General features: G+C 73.9%; 16 protein-coding genes. 9 read left to right on the top strand and 7 right to left on the bottom strand.

Translation table 11 applies throughout. The features are described from left to right. The first annotated feature begins 62 nt into the window (after positions 1–62). From HHL19_RS10390 to HHL19_RS10380, 3 genes are all read left to right on the top strand, one after another. Positions 63–2717: a helicase C-terminal domain-containing protein gene (locus HHL19_RS10390; RefSeq protein WP_169087984.1), complete on the top strand. Its 2655-nt coding sequence runs from the start codon at positions 63–65 to the stop codon at positions 2715–2717. A 252-nt stretch (positions 2718–2969) separates the two neighbouring features. Beyond that, entirely contained in the window at positions 2970–3359 is a 390-nt protein-coding gene (locus HHL19_RS10385; RefSeq protein ID WP_169087982.1) for a glyoxalase, read from the top strand. Positions 3360–3402: 43 nt separating this feature from the next. Continuing rightward, positions 3403–5040 (top strand): DNA repair helicase XPB, encoded by a 1638-nt coding sequence (locus HHL19_RS10380; RefSeq protein ID WP_169087980.1) that lies wholly within the window; start codon positions 3403–3405, stop codon positions 5038–5040. A gap of 39 nt (positions 5041–5079) precedes the next feature. Here HHL19_RS10380 and HHL19_RS10375 read toward each other — a convergent pair whose 3' ends face one another. Together HHL19_RS10375 and HHL19_RS10370 are read right to left on the bottom strand one after the other, a co-directional pair. Continuing rightward, positions 5080–5373: a hypothetical protein gene (locus tag HHL19_RS10375; protein ID WP_169087978.1), complete on the bottom strand. Its 294-nt coding sequence runs from the start codon at positions 5371–5373 to the stop codon at positions 5080–5082. A 70-nt stretch (positions 5374–5443) separates the two neighbouring features. Continuing rightward, complete coding sequence (locus HHL19_RS10370; RefSeq protein ID WP_169087976.1) at positions 5444–5653, bottom strand: hypothetical protein; 210 nt, start codon at positions 5651–5653, stop codon at positions 5444–5446. A 252-nt stretch (positions 5654–5905) separates the two neighbouring features. Here HHL19_RS10370 and HHL19_RS10365 point away from each other — a divergent pair, with 252 nt between their 5' ends. Beyond that, positions 5906–7945 carry a UvrD-helicase domain-containing protein gene (locus HHL19_RS10365; RefSeq protein WP_346768278.1) on the top strand — a complete coding sequence of 680 codons (2040 nt, stop codon included), beginning with the start codon at positions 5906–5908 and terminating at the stop codon, positions 7943–7945. 356 nt (positions 7946–8301) lie between these two features. Here HHL19_RS10365 and HHL19_RS10360 read toward each other — a convergent pair whose 3' ends face one another. The 4 genes from HHL19_RS10360 to HHL19_RS10345 form a co-directional block, all read right to left on the bottom strand. After that, positions 8302–8736 carry a hypothetical protein gene (locus tag HHL19_RS10360; RefSeq protein WP_169087974.1) on the bottom strand — a complete coding sequence of 145 codons (435 nt, stop codon included), beginning with the start codon at positions 8734–8736 and terminating at the stop codon, positions 8302–8304. 26 nt (positions 8737–8762) lie between these two features. Beyond that, positions 8763–9665 carry an aminoglycoside phosphotransferase family protein gene (locus HHL19_RS10355; protein ID WP_169087972.1) on the bottom strand — a complete coding sequence of 301 codons (903 nt, stop codon included), beginning with the start codon at positions 9663–9665 and terminating at the stop codon, positions 8763–8765. A gap of 61 nt (positions 9666–9726) precedes the next feature. Next, entirely contained in the window at positions 9727–10419 is a 693-nt protein-coding gene (locus HHL19_RS10350) for a copper homeostasis protein CutC (protein ID WP_169087970.1), read from the bottom strand. A 51-nt stretch (positions 10420–10470) separates the two neighbouring features. Then, on the bottom strand, positions 10471–11418 hold the full coding sequence (locus tag HHL19_RS10345; protein ID WP_169087968.1) for a hypothetical protein: 948 nt from the start codon (positions 11416–11418) through the stop codon (positions 10471–10473). A gap of 187 nt (positions 11419–11605) precedes the next feature. Here HHL19_RS10345 and HHL19_RS10340 point away from each other — a divergent pair, with 187 nt between their 5' ends. The 3 genes from HHL19_RS10340 to HHL19_RS10330 all read left to right on the top strand — a co-directional run bounded on the left by HHL19_RS10340 (position 11606) and on the right by HHL19_RS10330 (position 14571). Next, positions 11606–11890 (top strand): heavy-metal-associated domain-containing protein, encoded by a 285-nt coding sequence (locus HHL19_RS10340; protein WP_169088956.1) that lies wholly within the window; start codon positions 11606–11608, stop codon positions 11888–11890. 99 nt (positions 11891–11989) lie between these two features. Next, complete coding sequence (locus HHL19_RS10335) at positions 11990–14254, top strand: heavy metal translocating P-type ATPase (protein WP_169087966.1); 2265 nt, start codon at positions 11990–11992, stop codon at positions 14252–14254. 35 nt (positions 14255–14289) lie between these two features. Next, positions 14290–14571: a metal-sensitive transcriptional regulator gene (locus HHL19_RS10330; RefSeq protein ID WP_169087964.1), complete on the top strand. Its 282-nt coding sequence runs from the start codon at positions 14290–14292 to the stop codon at positions 14569–14571. Between the two features lie 66 nt (positions 14572–14637). On the opposite strand, the gene HHL19_RS10325 is transcribed toward HHL19_RS10330, so the two are convergent. Next, positions 14638–15267 (bottom strand): histidine phosphatase family protein, encoded by a 630-nt coding sequence (locus tag HHL19_RS10325; RefSeq protein ID WP_169087962.1) that lies wholly within the window; start codon positions 15265–15267, stop codon positions 14638–14640. 246 nt (positions 15268–15513) lie between these two features. On the opposite strand from HHL19_RS10325, the gene HHL19_RS10320 reads away from it, so the two are divergent. After that, positions 15514–16728: a serine hydrolase domain-containing protein gene (locus HHL19_RS10320; RefSeq protein WP_169087960.1), complete on the top strand. Its 1215-nt coding sequence runs from the start codon at positions 15514–15516 to the stop codon at positions 16726–16728. A gap of 25 nt (positions 16729–16753) precedes the next feature. After that, positions 16754–17050 carry a hypothetical protein gene (locus HHL19_RS10315; protein ID WP_169087958.1) on the top strand — a complete coding sequence of 99 codons (297 nt, stop codon included), beginning with the start codon at positions 16754–16756 and terminating at the stop codon, positions 17048–17050. Positions 17051–17077: the final 27 nt, after the last annotated feature.

The following is a 17077-nucleotide window of genomic DNA, read 5'->3' as shown; positions in this document are numbered from 1 at the left end:
GTCCGGTCGAACGCCGTCCCGGTCCTGACGGTAGCGCCTGTGCAGCGGATAACGTGGGGCGGATGGGGATCGGCGAGCTGGACCGGGAGGCGCACGTGCCCGAGGGACGTCCGAAGGGGACCGCGGCGGGTCCGCGCACGCTGGCCGAGGCGCTGCGGGCGCGCGGCGACGACGGGCTCGCCGCGCTGCTGCGGGCCCGTCCCGACCTGCTGGGTCCGGTGCCGAACGATCTGACGCAGCTGGCGACCCGGGCCGGGACGCGGGCCTCGGTGGTGCGGGCACTGGAGCGGCTCGACCGGTTCTCGCTCCAGGTGGCGGAGGCGCTGGCGGTGGCGCCGGACCCGGCTCCGTACCCGGTGCTGCTCGACCTGTTCACCGGCGGGCACGAGGAGCCGGACATCGAGGCGGCGCTGCCGCGCGCGGTGGCGCTGCTGCGCGAGCAGGCGCTGGTGTGGGGCGAGGACGACCGGCTGCGGCTCGTACGGACCGCGCGCGAGCTGCTCGCCCCGTCGCCGCAGCATCCGTCCCCCACCGGCCTCGGGCCGACGGTCGCGGAGGCGACGGCGGGGATGTCGCCGGGGCGGCTCCAGGAGATCGTGGCGGCGGCCGGGCTGCCGTCGACGCACGACCCGGTGTCGGCGGTCGCCGCGCTGACCGGGCTCTTCACCGACCGGGAGCGGATGGGGGCGCTGCTCGACACGGCGCCGCCGGAGGCGCTGTCGGTCCTCGACCGGCTGGTGTGGGGGCCGCCGTACGGCGAGGTGACGGCGCGGCCGACGGCGCCGGTGGGCTGGCTGCGCGACCGGGGCCTTCTGCTGCCGGTGTCGCCGCGCACGATGGTGCTGCCGCGCGAGGCGGCGCTGCACCTGCGAGGCGGGAGGGCGCACCGGGCGCCGGAGCCGCGCGCGCCGGAGGTGGGGGCGGCCCGCGAGTACCGTCCCCAGGTTGTGGACAGTGCCGCCGCCGGGCAGGCGTACGCGGCGCTCGCGACGGTCGAGGAGCTGCTGAAGTCCTGGGACCACGGCGGCCCGGCGGTGCTGCGGGCCGGCGGGCTCGCGGTGCGGGACCTGAAGCGGACGGCGGCGGCGCTCGACGTGCCGGAGCCGGTGGCGGCGTTCTGGCTGGAGCTGGCGTACGGGGCGGGGCTGCTGGCCTCGGACGGCGAGGCGGACGAGCGGTACGCGCCGACGCCCGCGTACGACGACTGGCTCGACCAGCCGCCGGCCGAACGCTGGGCCCGGCTGGTCGGCGCCTGGCTGGCGGCGACCCGCACCCCGGGGCTCGTCGGCGGCCAGGACGCGAAGGGCCGCACGCTGTCCGCGCTCGGCCCCGACCTGGACCGCGCGGCGGCCCCGGAGGTACGCCACCGGGTCCTCGCCCTCCTGGCGACCCTGCCGCCGGGCGCGGCCGCCGACCCGGAGACGGTGCTGGCCCGCCTCCGCTGGGAACGCCCGACGCGCGGCACGACGACGACGGCCAAGGGCGCGCCTCCCGCCACGGCGGATGCGGCCAAGGATTCCGGTACGGACCCCGGGACGGCGGCCGGGGCATGGGCGTCCGAGGCGGGCGCGGGCCGTGCCTCCGGCGGCCCGACGGCCCCCCGCCCCGCCGCCGACCTGCGCGAACGCCTCGCCCGCTGGGCCCTCGGGGACGCCGAACTCCTCGGCGTCACCGGGCGCGGCGCGCTGTCCACGGCCGCGCGGGCGCTGCTCAACCTGCCGCTCGACGCGCCCGCCGGGCAGGCCGCCGAGGGCGGCGGGGTGGAACCGGAGGTCGCGGCCGAGCGCGCGGCGGAACTCCTCGAACCGCTGCTGCCGCAGGCCGTCGACCACGTGCTCCTCCAGGCCGACCTGACGGCCGTCGCCCCCGGCCCGCTGCTGCGGCCGCTGGCCGACGCGCTCTCCGTCCTGGCGGACGTGGAGTCGAAGGGTGGCGCGACGGTCTACCGGTTCACGCCCGGTTCGGTGCGGCGCGCCCTCGACACCGGCCGCTCCGCCTCCGACCTGCACGCCTTCCTCACCGCGCACGCGCGCACCCCGGTGCCGCAGCCCCTCGCGTACCTCATCGACGACGTGGCGCGGAAGCACGGGCACCTGCGGATCGGCGCGGCCTCGGCGTACGTGCGCTGCGACGACGACGCGCTGCTCGGCGAGATCCTCGCCGACCGCCGCTCGGCCCCCCTGCGCCTGCGCCGCCTCGCGCCGACGGTGCTCGCCGCCCAGACGGACCCGACCTCGCTCCTCGACGGCCTGCGGTCGATGGGGTACGCCCCGGCGGCGGAGTCGGTGGAGGGCGACGTCCTGATCACCCGCGCCGACGCCCACCGCACCCCGCCCCGCACGCCCCCGGCGCCCGTCCCCGACGGCCCGCCGGCCCCCGACGCCACCCTGCTGAAGGCCGCGGTCCGCGCCATCCGGGCCGGCGACCACGCCGCCACGGCCGTACGCAAGGAACCCGCCGTCCCCGTCACCACCGGCGGCCTCCCCCGCACCTCCGCGGCCGAGACCCTGGCGACGGTCCAGGCGGCCGCGATGACCGGCTCGGCCGTCTGGATCGGCTACGTCAACGCCGAGGGCGCCGCCAGCCAGCGCGTCATCGCCCCCGTCCGCGTCGAAGGCGGCTTCGTCACCGGCTACGACCACACGGCCGACGAGGTCCGCACCTATCCCCTCCACCGCATCACGGGCGTCGCGGAACTGGCGGACGAGGAGGTCTGAGGCGGGGACGCGCGTCCGGCGCCGCCGCGGGGTCGGGCCGAGGAACCGCCCCGGCGCGACGACGGCGAGCGGCACCACGAACCCGGCGACGAGGAACGCGGGAAGGGCCGTGAACAGGTCCCCCTCGGCGGCCGCCCCGGACGACACCACCGGCGCGAGCAGCGTCCCCGCCAGCGGCGGCACCCCGGCTCTTGCGGGTCCTCCCTCCCCGCTCTACCTTGATGTCAAGATTCTTGACATCAAGGGGGCCTCATGTCGACGACGCCGAGCTCTACCTCCTACTCCCTGGCCGGGCTGCACCACGTGCAGCTCTCCATCCCGCCGGGCGGTGAGGCCGCCTGCCGGGTGTTCTGGGGGGAGGTCCTCGGGATGGCGGAGGTCGAGAAGCCGCCGGTGCTCGCGGCGCGGGGCGGGTGCTGGTTCCGGGGTGGCGGGGTCGAGGTCCATCTCGGGGTCGAGGAGGACTTCCGGCCGGCGCGGAAGGCCCATCCCGGCATCCGGGTCATCGGGATACGCGCGCTCGCCGACCGGCTGGAGCGCGGGGGTACGGCCGTCACCTGGGACGACAACCTCCCGGGGCACCTCCGCTTCCACGCCTTCGACGCGTTCGGCAACAGGCTGGAGTTCCTGGAGCCGAGGTAGACTTGTACGTTTTCCTCGCCGCGACCCGCCTGCGGAGGTATCTGTGTCCTGCCTGATCGTCCAGAGCGACAAGACGCTGCTCCTGGAGGTCGACCACGAGCTCGCCGATGCGTGCCGTCGGGCGATCGCCCCGTTCGCGGAGCTGGAGCGGGCGCCCGAGCACATCCACACGTACCGGGTGACACCGCTCGGGCTGTGGAACGCGCGGGCCGCCGGGCACGACGCCGAGCAGGTCGTGGACGCGCTCGTCGAGTACTCCCGGTATCCGGTGCCGCACGCCCTGCTCGTCGACATCGCCGAGACCATGGACCGGTACGGGCGGCTCACGCTGACGAAGCATCCCGCGCACGGGCTCGTCCTGACGTCCACCGACCGGCCCGTCCTCGAGGAGATCCTCCGGTCGAAGCGGGTGCAGCCGCTGGTCGGGGCGCGGATCGACCCCGACACGGTGGTCGTCCACCCCTCCGAGCGCGGGCAGATCAAGCAGACGCTGCTGAAGCTGGGCTGGCCCGCCGAGGACCTCGCCGGGTACGTCGACGGCGAGGCCCACCCGATCGAGCTCGCCGAGGACGGCTGGAGCCTGCGGCCGTACCAGCAGCACGCCGTCGAGGGCTTCTGGCACGGCGGCAGCGGCGTCGTCGTCCTGCCCTGCGGCGCGGGCAAGACGCTGGTGGGCGCCGGGGCGATGGCCAAGGCGAAGGCGACGACGCTGATCCTCGTCACCAACACCGTCTCCGCGCGGCAGTGGAAGAACGAGCTGGTGAAGCGGACCTCGCTGACCGAGGACGAGATCGGCGAGTACAGCGGGACGAAGAAGGAGATCCGGCCCGTCACCATCGCCACCTACCAGGTCCTCACCACCAAGCGGAAGGGCGTCTACCCGCACCTGGAGCTCTTCGACTCCCGCGACTGGGGCCTGATCGTCTACGACGAGGTCCACCTGCTGCCCGCCCCCGTCTTCAAGTTCACCGCCGACCTGCAGGCCCGCCGCCGGCTCGGCCTGACCGCGACCCTCGTCCGCGAGGACGGCAAGGAGGCGGACGTCTTCTCGCTGATCGGACCGAAGCGGTTCGACGCGCCGTGGAAGGAGATCGAGGCGCAGGGGTACATCGCGCCCGCCGACTGCGTCGAGGTCCGGGTCAACCTCACCGAGTCGGAGCGGCTCGCGTACGCGACGGCCGAGGCGGAGGAGAAGTACCGCTTCTGCGCGACGACGGCGACGAAGCGGCGGGTGACGGAGGCGCTGGTGAAGAAGTTCGCCGGGCAGCAGATCCTCGTCATCGGCCAGTACATCGACCAGCTCGACGAGCTCGGCGCGCACCTCGACGCGCCCGTCATCAAGGGCGAGACGACGAACAAGGAGCGGGAGCGGCTCTTCGACGCCTTCCGCAACGGCGAGATCAACGTCCTCGTCGTGTCCAAGGTCGCGAACTTCTCCATCGACCTGCCCGAGGCGACCGTCGCCATCCAGGTCTCCGGCACCTTCGGCTCCCGCCAGGAGGAGGCCCAGCGGCTCGGCCGGGTGCTCCGCCCGAAGGCCGACGGCCACCAGGCGCACTTCTACTCGGTCGTCGCCCGCGACACCATCGACCAGGACTTCGCCGCCCACCGCCAGCGCTTCCTCGCCGAGCAGGGGTACGCGTACCGGATCGTCGACGCGGACGAGCTGCTGGCGCCGTAGGAGGCCCGGCCGGTCTCGGTCCGAGCCCCAGGGCCGGTCTCAGTCCATCAGGGCCAGGACCGGGCCCGCGAGGGCCAGGGCGTACTGGGCGGCGACGAGGGCGCGGCGGGGCACGACGAGGGCCGCCACGCCCACCGCGGCGGCGAGTCCCACGGCCCAGAAGCCGGCCGTGATGAAGCCGCCGCCGACGCCGTCGCCGGAGATCCCGTCGGCGACGGTGACCATCATGGTCGCCACCACGCAGGCCGCGACGAGCAGCAGGCCGACGCCCGCGAGGACGCGGAGCGCGGTGGTGCCCGGGGCGTAGGGGTCGGGGGTGTTCGTCGTCGTCATGTCCCGATCACATCACCGCGCCGGGGCCGCCGGCAGGCGTGCGCGTACTCAGCCGGGACCGGGCGGGTACTCAGTCGGGGCCAGGAGCGTACGCGGGCCGGGGGTTCCGCACGCCGGCCTCGGGGTGGTCGTGGCCGCCGAGGAGGGCGACGGTCACGGCCGCGCCGCCGAAGGCGCGGACCGCGCGGAGGGCGGTCGCCACGGCAGCACGGGGGCGGGGACGGGGGTGGGGGCGGAGACGGGGGGCGGTGGTCGCGAGGGTGAAGGTCGTAGCACTCATGACTCCATTCTGGAATCCGGACATACGCGGCACATCGGCCCTGGGGTGGAAGTCGGCTCACCCTTGCGGCGGACCCCCGCCCCTACGGGAAATCGATTCGCCCAGGTCCCCCGTCCGGAGTTAGAATCACCGGCTTCCCCGCCTCCCGTCCGCGTACGGAGAGCGCCGCCGCCCGGTCGGAAACCGGCGGCCACACCGACGTGCCCGTATATCCGTGTGTCCGTGATCCGTGTATCGACCGGAGGCTTCACCGTGTCCGCTGCCGTGCCCACCGACGATCCGCTCGTACGCGAGCGGGCCCACCTCGCCTCCTCCCGTGCCGCCCTGCGCGCGATGCGCGAGGAGGTGGAGGCGCTGGACATCAAGGACGTCACCGCGAACTGGGTCAACTCGATCATCCTGGAGCGGCAGATCGAGGACCGCATCAAGGCGCTCGCCGACCTCTCCCACACCCCGCTCTTCTTCGGCCGGCTCGACTACCTGCCGCCCACCCAGTACGGGCAGCGTTTCTACATCGGCCGCCGGCACGTCCACGACGCGCACGGCGACCCCATGGTCATCGACTGGCGCGCGCCGGTCTCGCAGCCGTACTACCAGGCGTCGAAGAAGGACCCGCAGGACGTCGGGCTGCGCCGCCGCTTCGGCTACACGGCCGGCGAGCTCACCGCGTACGAGGACGAGCACCTCTCCGACCCGGCCGAGCTCGAAAAGACCAGCCGGCTGCTCCAGGCGGAGATCGAGCGCCCGCGCGTCGGCCCCATGCGGGACATCGTGGCGACGATCCAGCCCGAGCAGGACGAGATCGTCCGCTCCGACCTGTCGGGCACGCTGTGCGTGCAGGGAGGCCCGGGGACCGGAAAGACCGCCGTCGGCCTGCACCGCGTCGCGTACCTCCTCTACGCGCACCGGGAGCGACTGGCCCGCACCGGCACCCTCGTCATCGGGCCGAACCGTTCCTTCCTCCAGTACATCGAGCAGGTGCTGCCCGCGCTCGGCGAGCTGGAGGTGAAGCAGGCGACCGTCGACGACCTCGTCGCGCACGTGGAGGTGCGGGGCACGGACGAGGCGGCGACCGCGGTCGTGAAGGGCGACGCCCGGATGGCGGAGGTGCTGCGGCGGGCGGTGTGGTCGCACGTCACCATGCCGACGGAACCGCTGATGGTGGTGCGCGGCTCGCGGCGCTGGCGCATTCCCGCGTACGAACTGGAGGAGATCGTACGGGAGTTGACCGCGCGTGACATCCGTTACGGGGCGGCCAGGGAGGCGCTTCCGCAGCGCGTCGCGCATGCCGTCCTCGTACGGATGGAGCAGGCCGGCGAGGCGCCCGACGACCGGGTGCAGAACGCGGTCGCGCGGAACGCGGCGGTGAAGGCGATGGTGAAGGAGTGCTGGCCGGCGGTCGACCCGGCGAAGCTGGTCCTTCGGCTGCTCGCCGACCCGGAGTTCCTCGCGGAGCACGCGGAGGGGGTGCTGACCGAGGAGGAGCAGAAGCTGCTGCTGTGGGCGAAGCCGGCGCGGAGCGTGAAGACGGCGAAGTGGTCGGCGGCGGACGCGGTGCTGATCGACGAGGCGACGGACCTCGTCGAGCGCACGCACTCGCTCGGGCACGTGGTCCTCGACGAGGCGCAGGACCTGTCGCCGATGCAGTACCGGGCGGTGGGGCGGCGCTGCACGACCGGTTCGGCGACGATCCTCGGCGACCTGGCGCAGGGCACGACGCCGTGGGCGACGCTGAGTTGGGAGTCCGCCCTCGGGCACCTCGGCAAGCCGGGGTCCCGCGTGGAGGAGCTGACGGCGGGCTTCCGCGTCCCCACGGACGTCATCGCGTACGCCTCCCGCCTCCTGCCCCACATGGCGCCGGGGCTCGCGCCGGTGGAGTCGGTACGGGAGAACCCGGGCGACTTCGAGATCCGCGAGGCGGAGGCGCCGTCGGCGGCGGCGGTCGTCGCGGCGTGCGTCGACGCGCTCGCGAACGAGGGCTCGATCGGCCTCATCGCCGCGGACGCGCGGATCGCCCCGCTGGCGGAGTCCCTCATGGAGGCGGGCCTCCCCTACCTCTCCCCCGGCGAGGAGACCACCGCCGAGTCCCGCCTCACCCTCGTGCCGGCGTCCCTCGCGAAGGGCCTGGAGTACGACTACGTGGTCCTCGACGAACCGGCCGCCGTCGTCGACGCCGAACCCGACGAACGCACCGGCCTGCGCCGCCTCTACGTAGCCCTCACCCGCGCCGTCTCAGGCCTGACCATCGTCCACGCGGCCCCTCTGCCGGACCAGTTGAACTCGAAGGCGTAACGCCCGCCGCCCCTGTGGGCACACGTCCCGCCAGGGCGGCGCCCACCCGCTGGCCCGACTCGGGCCTGACCCCGGTGCGGGGCCGCACCCGGCGTCCCTGTGGGCATACGTCCCGCAAGGGCGGGACGGGTGGGCACAGGGACGGCGCCCCCTGCCGGGCCAAGGCTTTCCGGGCCTGGACCCGCACCCGCTGTACGGCTCCGTACCGGTGCGGGTTCAGGCGCATGTGCGGAGGCACCCGCACATGGTGCCGTTCCGTTGTGCCCACCCGTTCCGCCCTAGCGGAACGTATGCCCACAACGGAACGGCGGCGACGGGTGGGGCCCGCCCTGGCGGAACGGCGGTGGGGTGGGGGGTCAGTCTGTGGTGATACCTCGGGTGGCGAAGGTTTCTGCGGCGTCGGGGGCCGCGAGGACACCGTCCTCCACGAAGGTGACCTCGCGGAGGTTGGGCAGCAGGTCGAGGTCGTCGAGGGAGCGGACGTCGAAGAGGTCGTCCTCGCCGTCCCACGCGGGCGCGCAGTGACGGAAGACCTCCGTCCCCGCGTCGAAGCACAGCTCCTCGACGGTCGCGAGCAGCTCCGCCGGGATCTCCAGCGCCTCGAAGTACTCCCGGGACTCCGGCAGCACCTCCTCGTGGAGACCGTTCTCCAGGACGTGGGAGACGGGGTCGGCGATGCCCCGCGCGGCCATCCGCGCGTTCAGGTCGTAGACCGGGAGCAGCGTCCCGGCCTGGTACATGAGCTCCTCGATGACGAGCAGCTTGAGGTTGAAGTCGTGGAACCGGGTCATGGGGACATGGGTACCACGCCGCTCTGTCACCCGAACTCGGCGAGGGCCTCGGTCCAGGCGCGGCGGGCCACGGCGGCGAGGACGGGGTTGGGGGTGGGAGCGGTGCCGGGCCCGCCCAGGTCACCGTAGTAGTGATCGGTGACGATCCCCCAGCACAGCGCCCAGCCCCGGCCCCGCGCCCAGGTGGCGTCGTCGACGGCGGAGGCGGTACGGAAGAGGGGGCGGGTGGCGGGGGTGAGGAGGGTCCAGGCGGGGAGGAGGTCGGCGGCCGGGTCGCCGGTACCGAGGCCGCCGAAGTCGATGACGGCGGTCAGGCGGCCGTCGCGGGTGAGGAGGTTTCCGGGCAGCAGGTCGCCGTGGAGCCAGACCGGGGGCCGGTCCCAGGCGGGCAGGGCCAGTACCTGGTCCCAGGCGGCGAGCGCGGCGCGTTCGCCGAGCAGTCCGGCAGCGGCGAGCGCGGCGGCAGCGGACGGGAACGCGCCCTCCTCCCACTCGGTGACGGCCCCGCCCCGGAAGGACCGGGGCCCGCCGGTCACGTCGACCGTGCGCAGCGCGACGCCGAAGCGGCCCAGCGCCTCCGCCGCGTGGGCCAGGTCCTTCACCGGTGCCGCCCAGGCGTCCGCGCCGTCCAGCCACCTGTAGACGCCCCACGGCCGGCCGAAGTCCTCCCCCGGGACGCCGGTGCCTACGGGGGTGGGGGTCGCCAGGGGGAGGGACGGGGACAGTCGCGGCAGCCAGCGGTGTTCCCTCTCGATCTGGCCCGTCGCCCATTCCGCCTTCGGCAGCCGTACGACGAGGTCGTCGCCCAGCCGGAACATCGCGTTGTCCGTCCCGGCCGACGCCACCTGGCGCACGTCCAGGCCTGCCCAGTGCGGGAATTGGGCCGCGATGAGCCGTCGTACGAGTGGTTCGTCGATTCCGTCCGCCATGGGCGGGAGGCTAGCCGCCCGCGTCGCGGCGGCGCACCGGCTTTTCGGGGCCGCCCGGCGGCTACGGGGTGTCGATCGCCTCGCGCCAGGTGCGGACCGCTTCGGCGGAGACCGGGGCGGTCCAGCCGTGGGGGCGGGCGGCGCCGCCGATGTGGAAGGCGGTGAGGCCGGCGGCGCGCAGGCGGGGGAGGTGGTCGAGGCGGAGGCCGCCGCCGACGAGGATCTGGGGTTCGTAGCCGGGTTCGCCGGTGCGGGCGGCTTCGGCTTCGAGGACGGGAAGGCCGTCGTCGACGCCGCCGGCGGCGCCGGCCGTGAGGTAGGTGTCGAGGCCGGGGAGGTCGGCGAGGCGCTTGCGCAGGCCGTCGCGGTCGGCGGCGCGGTCGATGGCCCGGTGGAAGGTCCAGTGGGCGCCGTCGAGGACGGCGATGAGCCGTTCGACGGCGACCAGGTCCGGGGCGCCGTCGGCGGTGAGGAAGCCGAGGACGAACTCGTCGGCGCCGGCGGCGCGGAGCTCCGTGGCCCGGCCGACCAGGGCGTCGATGTCGCCCGCGGCGAAGCCGTCCGCGAGGCGCAGCATGACGCGCAGCGGGATGTCGACCGCGCGGCGGATGGCCGTGAAGCCGGCCGTCGACGGGGTGAGGCCGTCCGCCGCCATGTCGGTGACGAGTTCGAGGCGGTCGGCGCCCCCGGTCTGGGCGGCGACCGCGTCCTGCTCGTCGAGGGCGATCACCTCCAGGACAGCACGGTTGCTCATTGCGCCCATTCCTCCATGAATGACGGCTACAGGTCTAGTCCAATGACCAGACTAGCCGTGCGCGTGACCTCCCGCATCGCGCTCGGCCGTCTCCGCGGGGGCCGGGGCCTTCCCCGGCGCGCCGGCCCTCACCGTGAAGGCGGCCGTGCGGACCTCGCCCTCGTGCTTGAAGTCGAGGAAGAGGCGGTACGTGCCGGGGGTCGGCGCGGTGGCGGTGAAGGAGACGTCGGGGCCGGGTCCGCCCTCGTTCGGGTGGACGTGGAGGTAGGCGAGGTCGCCCTGGCGGAGGGCGACCAGGTGGCCGTACGCGCCGAGGTAGGGCTGCAGGTCGGTGACCGGCTCGCCGCCCTTGGAGACGGTGAGGCGCAGCTCACCGGGCTTGCCGGGGTCGAGGGTGCCACCGAGGCGGACCTGGTAGCCGTCGACGGTGGCGGTGGGCGCGGCGGCGGGGAGCGGCCGGGGGGCGTAGGCGCCGGGGACGCCGAGGTCGACGCCGAGGGTGACGGCCTTCGCGCCCTTCGCGGCGGGCTTGAAGTCGGCGAAGGCCTTGTAGGCGCCGGCGGCCGGGAGGTCGGCGTCGACGGTCCAGGTGCCGTCGGGGGCCTTCTCGGGGTGGAGGTGGCGGAAGACCGTCAGGTCGCGCGAGGCGACGATGAAGTGCAGCTCCTTCTCGTGCTCGGTGGCGAAGGCGGTGACCTTCTTCCCGGTGGCGTCCTGGATGGAGAACTTCAGGGTGCTGCGGCCGACGGGCGGGGTCGGGGTCTCCAGGGCGAGGGTGTAGCCGCCTTCGGAGATCTGGAGGCCGCCGGGGAGTTCGGTGGCCTGGGCGGCGGCCTGGGCGGGGGCCTCACCGGCGGTCTCCTCGTGGCCCGCGTGACTGCCGCTCTCCGTCTTCCGGGGCTCGTCCACCGGGCCGACGCCCTTGCCGACCGCGTACGCGGTGCCGAAGGTCGCGGCGAGTGCGGCGGCGAAGGCGGTGATCTTCATTCCGGTGTTCATGACTGCTCTCCCCATGGGACTCGCATGCGTGGTCACGCGCGCTCTCTGCACTTCACCATACCCCTAGGGGGTATCAAGTCAAGCCGACTCGACACTTGCGGTGAATACCACTGGGGGGTATACATGGACTCACATCACCGATACCCCCCGAGGGTATCCGCCCACAGGACACACGATGGAGGACGACATGGGTTCCTGCTGCACCCCCGACCACAGCTGCTCCACCGGCGGCACCACCACCGCGGTCGCCGTCGCCGACGCCACCAGCACCGTCTACGCCGTCTCGGGCATGACCTGCGGTCACTGCAAGACCTCGGTCACCACGTCCGTCAGCGCGGTGGAGGGCGTCCTCTCCGTGGACGTCGACGTCGCCACCGGCCTGGTGACCGTCACCACCGACGGCCCCGTCGACGACGCCGTCATCGGCGCCGCGATCGACGACGCCGGCTACGAGCTGACCGGCCGCGCCTGACCGCGGGCCCCACGAGCCGCCGGGGCCCGACCCGGACCGCCGCCCGGGCCCCGGCACCCGACCACCCGCACTCCCCCCATCTGCGCTGAGGAGCAGGAAATGACCACGACCACTCCGGGCACCGCCCAGGTCGAGCTCGCCATCGGCGGCATGACCTGCGCCTCGTGCGCGGCCCGCATCGAGAAGAAGCTCAACCGCATGGACGGGGTCGAGGCCACCGTCAACTACGCGACCGAGAAGGCGAAGGTCACCTTCTCCGCCGACATCCCGGTCGCCGACCTGATCGCCACCGTCGAGGCCACCGGCTACACCGCCGAGGAGCCCGCCCCGCCGAGGAGCGAGACCCCGGGCGCCGACGGCCCCTCCGACGAGGAGAAGGCCGACGCCGAGCTGCGGCCCCTGAAGCAGCGGCTGATCACCGCCGTCGCCCTCGCCGTCCCCGTCATCGCGATGGCGATGGTCCCGGCGCTCCAGATCGAGTACTGGCAGTGGCTGAGCCTCACGCTCGCCGCGCCGGTCGTCACCTACGCCGCCTGGCCCTTCCACCGCGCCGCCTGGACCAACGCCCGGCACGGCGCGGCCACCATGGACACGCTGATCTCGGTGGGCACGACCGCCGCGTTCCTGTGGTCCCTGTGGGCGCTGTTCTTCGGCACGGCCGGTACGCCGGGGATGACGCACCCCTTCGAGTTCACCATCGCCCGCACCGACGGCGCCGGGAACATCTACCTGGAGGCCGCCGCCGGCGTCACCGCCTTCATCCTGGCGGGCCGCTACTTCGAGGCCCGCTCGAAGCGGAAGGCCGGCGCCGCGCTCAAGGCGCTGATGCAGCTGGGCGCGAAGGAGGTCACCGTCATCGAGAACGGGCGCGAGATCACCGTGCCCACCGCCGAACTCCAGGTCGGCGACCGCTTCCTGGTCCGCCCGGGCGAGAAGATCGCCACCGACGGCACCGTCGTCGAGGGTTCGTCCGCCGTGGACGCATCGATGCTGACCGGCGAGTCCGTCCCCGTCGAGGTCGGCGTCGGCGACGCCGTCACCGGCGCCACCCTGAACGCCGGCGGCCGGCTCGTCGTCGAGGCCACCCGCGTCGGCGCCGACACCCAGCTCGCCCGGATGGCGAAGCTCGTCGAGGACGCGCAGAACGGCAAGGCCGCCGCCCAGCGCCTCGCCGACCGGATCTCGGCCGTCTTCGTGCCGGTCGTCATCGCGCTCTCGCTCGGCACCCTCGGCTTCTGGCTCGGCACCGGACAGGGCCTGACCGCCGCGTTCACCGCCGCCGTCGCCGTCCTGATCATCGCCTGCCCCTGCGCCCTGGGCCTCGCCACCCCGACCGCCCTCATGGTCGGCACCGGGCGCGGCGCCCAGCTCGGCATCCTCATCAAGGGGCCCGAGGTCCTGGAGACCACCCGCAAGGTCGACACCATCGTCCTGGACAAGACCGGCACCGTCACCACCGGCCGGATGACCCTCCTCAAGGTCCACACCGCCGCCGGTACGGACGAGACCGACGTCCTGCGCCTCGCCGGCGCCCTGGAGCACTCCTCCGAGCACCCCGTCGCCCAGGCCGTCGCCACCGGCGCCGCCGCCAGGGTCGGCGCCCTGCCCACCCCCGAGGACTTCGCCAACGTCCCCGGCCTCGGCGTCCAGGGCGTCGTCGACGGCCACGCCGTCCTCGTCGGCCGCGAGAAGCTGCTCGAAGAGTGGGCGATGGAGCTGCCCGCGGACCTCAAGTCCGCGAAGGACGCGGCGGAGAAGGCCGGGAAGACGGCCATCGCGGTCGCCTGGGACGGGGAGGCCCGCGCGGTCCTGGAGGTCGCCGACGCGATCAAGGAGACCAGCGCGGAGGCGATCCGCCGGCTCAAGGCCCTCGGGCTCACCCCGATCCTGCTGACCGGCGACAACCAGGCGGTCGCCGAGTCCGTCGCCGCCGAGGTCGGCATCGGCGAGGTCATCGCCGAGGTCATGCCGCAGGACAAGGTCGACGTGGTCAAGCGCCTCCAGGCCGAGGGCCGTTCGGTCGCCATGGTCGGCGACGGCGTCAACGACGCCGCCGCGCTCGCCCAGGCCGACCTGGGGCTCGCCATGGGCACGGGCACGGACGCCGCCATCGAGGCCGGCGACCTGACCCTCGTACGAGGCGACCTGCGGGCCGCGGCGGACGCCATCCGGCTCTCCCGCAAGACCCTCGGCACCATCCGGTCCAACCTCTTCTGGGCCTTCGCCTACAACGTGGCCGCCCTGCCGCTCGCCGCGGCCGGACTGCTCAACCCGATGATCGCCGGTGCCGCGATGGCCTTCTCCTCGGTCTTCGTGGTCGGCAACAGCCTCCGGCTGCGCGGCTTCCAGGCCGCCGACAAGTGACCTCCGGACCCTTGACGACCTGACGGGAGCCCGCCGTGGCCGGTTACGCACAGCAGAAGGAAGACATCATCAGAAGGCTCCGGCGGATCGAGGGACAGGTCCGGGGAGTCCAACGGATGGTCGACGAGGACACCTACTGCATCGACGTCCTGACCCAGGTCTCGGCCATCAACGCCGCCCTCCAGTCCTGCGCCGTCGCCCTCCTGGACGAGCACCTCGCCTGCTGCGTCACGGAGGCGATCGCCGCCGGCGGAGACGAGGCGAAGGAGAAGGTCGGCGAGGCGTCGAAGGCGATCGCCCGGCTGATCCGGACCTGACGGGACCGGGACACTCCACGACCGCCCCCCCCTCGCAGGGGGGGCGGTCGTCGTCGTACGCCGATGTCAGATGTGGAGCGCCGGGGGAAAGCCGGTCCAGCGGAGGTCCTCGGGGAGGTGCCGGGTGTCGTTGAGGACGAGCACGGCCGGCGGGCGGCCGGGGGCGTAACGGATCACCGTCAGCGCCGCGTTCGCCTGATTGACGCCCATCCACCGCCAGGCCGGCGCGTCCAGCGCCGCCCGCACCAGCCAGCCGACGAGGAAGTTGTGGGTGACGAGCAGCTCGTGGCGCGGCTCGTCCCCCTCCACCGGCCCCGTGAAGCGCGCGACCGCCTCCGCCGCCAGCTCCGCGCCCCGCGCCCGCTCCTCCGCCGGGAACTGCTCCAGGAAACCGAGCATCCCGTCGGCCGCCCCGTCCGGCAGCTCCTCCCGGGACGGCTGGTACGGGACGTAGTCCCCGGCCTCCTCGGCAGCGCGGACGGGCACGCCGTCGAGCTGCTCGCCGATCAACCGGGCCGTCTCCGTGGCGCGGGCGAGCGGCCCGTGGTGGACGGCCGCCAGCGGCACGCCCCGCAACCGCTCCCCGAGCAGCACCGCCTGCCGCCGCCCCGCCTCCGTCAGCCCGGACTCGTCGGGCGTGGCCTCGCCGTGCCGGGTGACGTAGAGGAAGCGGTCGGCCGTGCGGGGGCTGCTCATGGATGCGTACCTTCCGTACCGGAGAAACGATCTTGCGGTTTCCCTCCCGGACGCGCTTCCGGCACCCGCCGGTTGCGGGGCGCGCGGCGCCGACCGGGGGCGCGCTGCGCGGATCGGGCGGCGCCGAACGAGTGGACTCGCCCCGCTCCCGTCGGCGGGCGTCGCAACGATCCGGCCGCCGGTGCTGATCTGGCAGCGCGCGTACCCGCTCCTTCTCCCCTCCCGCCCCCCCGGAAGGCGTTCCCCATGCGACGACGTACCCCCCGCCGGCTCCTCGCCACCGCCCTGTTCCTCGCGGCGGCCGCCCTCGCGCCCGCCGCGCTGCCGGCGATCGCGGCGCCCGTCCCCGTACCGCTCCGGCACGGCGACGGCGACGGCGACGACTGCCGGGGCGGGGGCGGGCTGCCGGCCGCCACCGTCGCGCGGCTCGACTCGACCGTCGAGAAGGTGCGGAAGCAGGCCGGGATCCCCGGTCTGGTCGTCGGCGTGTGGATGCCGGGGAAGGGGTGTTACGTCCGGGCCACCGGGGTCGCGGACAAGAAGACCGGCCGGCCGATGTCCACCGACGGGTACATCCGGATCGGCAGCGAGACGAAGACCTTCACCGTCACCGCGCTGCTCCAGCTCGTCGACGAGGGGAAGGTCGGGCTCGACGACCCGATCGACGACTACGTCCGGGGCGTGCCGAACGGCCACCGGATCACGCTGCGGCACCTCGCCGAGATGCGCAGCGGCCTGTTCCCGTACACCTCGGACCCGGACTTCGTCCACGACCTGCTGAGCGAGCCGAAGCGGCCGTACAACCCGTGGGAGGTGGTGTCGTACGGCTACCGGCACGCGAACACCTTCCAGCCGGGCGCCACCTTCCAGTACTCCAACTCCAACCTCGTCCTCCTCGGCCTGGTCGTCGAGAAGGTCACCGGCCGGCCCCTCGCGGAGGTCCTGCACGAGCGGGTGATCCGGCCGGCCGGGCTGCGGCACTCGTTCCTGCCGAAGGGCGCCGAGTTCCCGCAGCCGCACCCGCGCGGCTACACCGACCAGACGCTCGACGGCTCCGTCGCCGACGCCACCGACTGGAACCCGAGCTGGGCGTGGGCGGCCGGCGCGATGATCTCGGACTTCGACGACCTGCACCGCTGGGCGAAGGTCCTCGCCACCGGCGAACTCCTCAGCCCCGCCACCCAGGCGCAACGCCTCAGGACCCTCCCGACCGGCTTCCCCGGCACCTCGTACGGCCTCGGCATCCTGAACACCAACGGCTGGATCGGCCACAACGGCTCCCTCCCCGGCTACGAGACCGTGACCGTCCACCTCCCGTCCCAGAAAGCCACGCTCGTCCTGATGCTCAACACGGACACGTTCAGCGGCGGTCAGGAGCCGTCGACGCTGGTGGCGCGGGCCGTCACGGAGATCGTCACGCCGAAGAACGTGTACGCGGGCTCGGTCACCCCGCGCCGTTGACGGCGGCCTTGTCTACGATCGGGCCATGAGCGCTGACTGTTCACGCTGGTCCATCGGTTCGCGGAACTCGTTCCTGTCCATCGGGTCGGTCGGCTCGACGCTGTCGATCGGCTCGGTGGGCTCCTTCCTGTCCGTCGGCTCGGTCGGCTCGGCGGCCTCCGTCCTGTCGGTCGGCTCCTGGGCGAGCCTCGGCTCGCTGCTGTCGGCGGAGTCCCGGTGGTCGGCCCTGTCCTGGCGTTCCCGGGGCGCGGTGCTGGCCGCGGGGGCGGGGCTCACGGCCGTCGCGCTGACGGCGGCCCTCGCGGCGGCCCGCCGCGACTGAGGGGGCCGAACACCCCTTCATATACTG

Origin of the sequence: Streptomyces sp. R302 (assembly GCF_012927245.1) — a bacterium.
Lineage (GTDB): Bacteria > Actinomycetota > Actinomycetes > Streptomycetales > Streptomycetaceae > Streptomyces.
Note: the sequence above shows the minus strand (reverse complement) of the source record. Positions and strands in the feature narration are given on the sequence as shown.

Bases quoted from the DNA above. Each gene is read 5' to 3' on its own strand.
- HHL19_RS10320 (WP_169087960.1), top strand. From the start codon at position 15,514: ATGCGACGACGTACCCCCCGCCGGCTCCTCGCCACCGCCCTGTTCCTC.
- HHL19_RS10345 (WP_169087968.1), bottom strand. From the start codon at position 11,418: ATGAACACCGGAATGAAGATCACCGCCTTCGCCGCCGCACTCGCCGCG.
- HHL19_RS10335 (WP_169087966.1), top strand. From the start codon at position 11,990: ATGACCACGACCACTCCGGGCACCGCCCAGGTCGAGCTCGCCATCGGC.
- HHL19_RS10355 (WP_169087972.1), bottom strand. From the start codon at position 9,665: ATGGCGGACGGAATCGACGAACCACTCGTACGACGGCTCATCGCGGCC.
- HHL19_RS10375 (WP_169087978.1), bottom strand. From the start codon at position 5,373: ATGACGACGACGAACACCCCCGACCCCTACGCCCCGGGCACCACCGCG.
- HHL19_RS10325 (WP_169087962.1), bottom strand. From the start codon at position 15,267: ATGAGCAGCCCCCGCACGGCCGACCGCTTCCTCTACGTCACCCGGCAC.
- HHL19_RS10370 (WP_169087976.1), bottom strand. From the start codon at position 5,653: ATGAGTGCTACGACCTTCACCCTCGCGACCACCGCCCCCCGTCTCCGC.
- HHL19_RS10315 (WP_169087958.1), top strand. From the start codon at position 16,754: ATGAGCGCTGACTGTTCACGCTGGTCCATCGGTTCGCGGAACTCGTTC.
- HHL19_RS10350 (WP_169087970.1), bottom strand. From the start codon at position 10,419: ATGAGCAACCGTGCTGTCCTGGAGGTGATCGCCCTCGACGAGCAGGAC.
- HHL19_RS10360 (WP_169087974.1), bottom strand. From the start codon at position 8,736: ATGACCCGGTTCCACGACTTCAACCTCAAGCTGCTCGTCATCGAGGAG.
- HHL19_RS10385 (WP_169087982.1), top strand. From the start codon at position 2,970: ATGTCGACGACGCCGAGCTCTACCTCCTACTCCCTGGCCGGGCTGCAC.
- HHL19_RS10340 (WP_169088956.1), top strand. From the start codon at position 11,606: ATGGGTTCCTGCTGCACCCCCGACCACAGCTGCTCCACCGGCGGCACC.
- HHL19_RS10390 (WP_169087984.1), top strand. From the start codon at position 63: ATGGGGATCGGCGAGCTGGACCGGGAGGCGCACGTGCCCGAGGGACGT.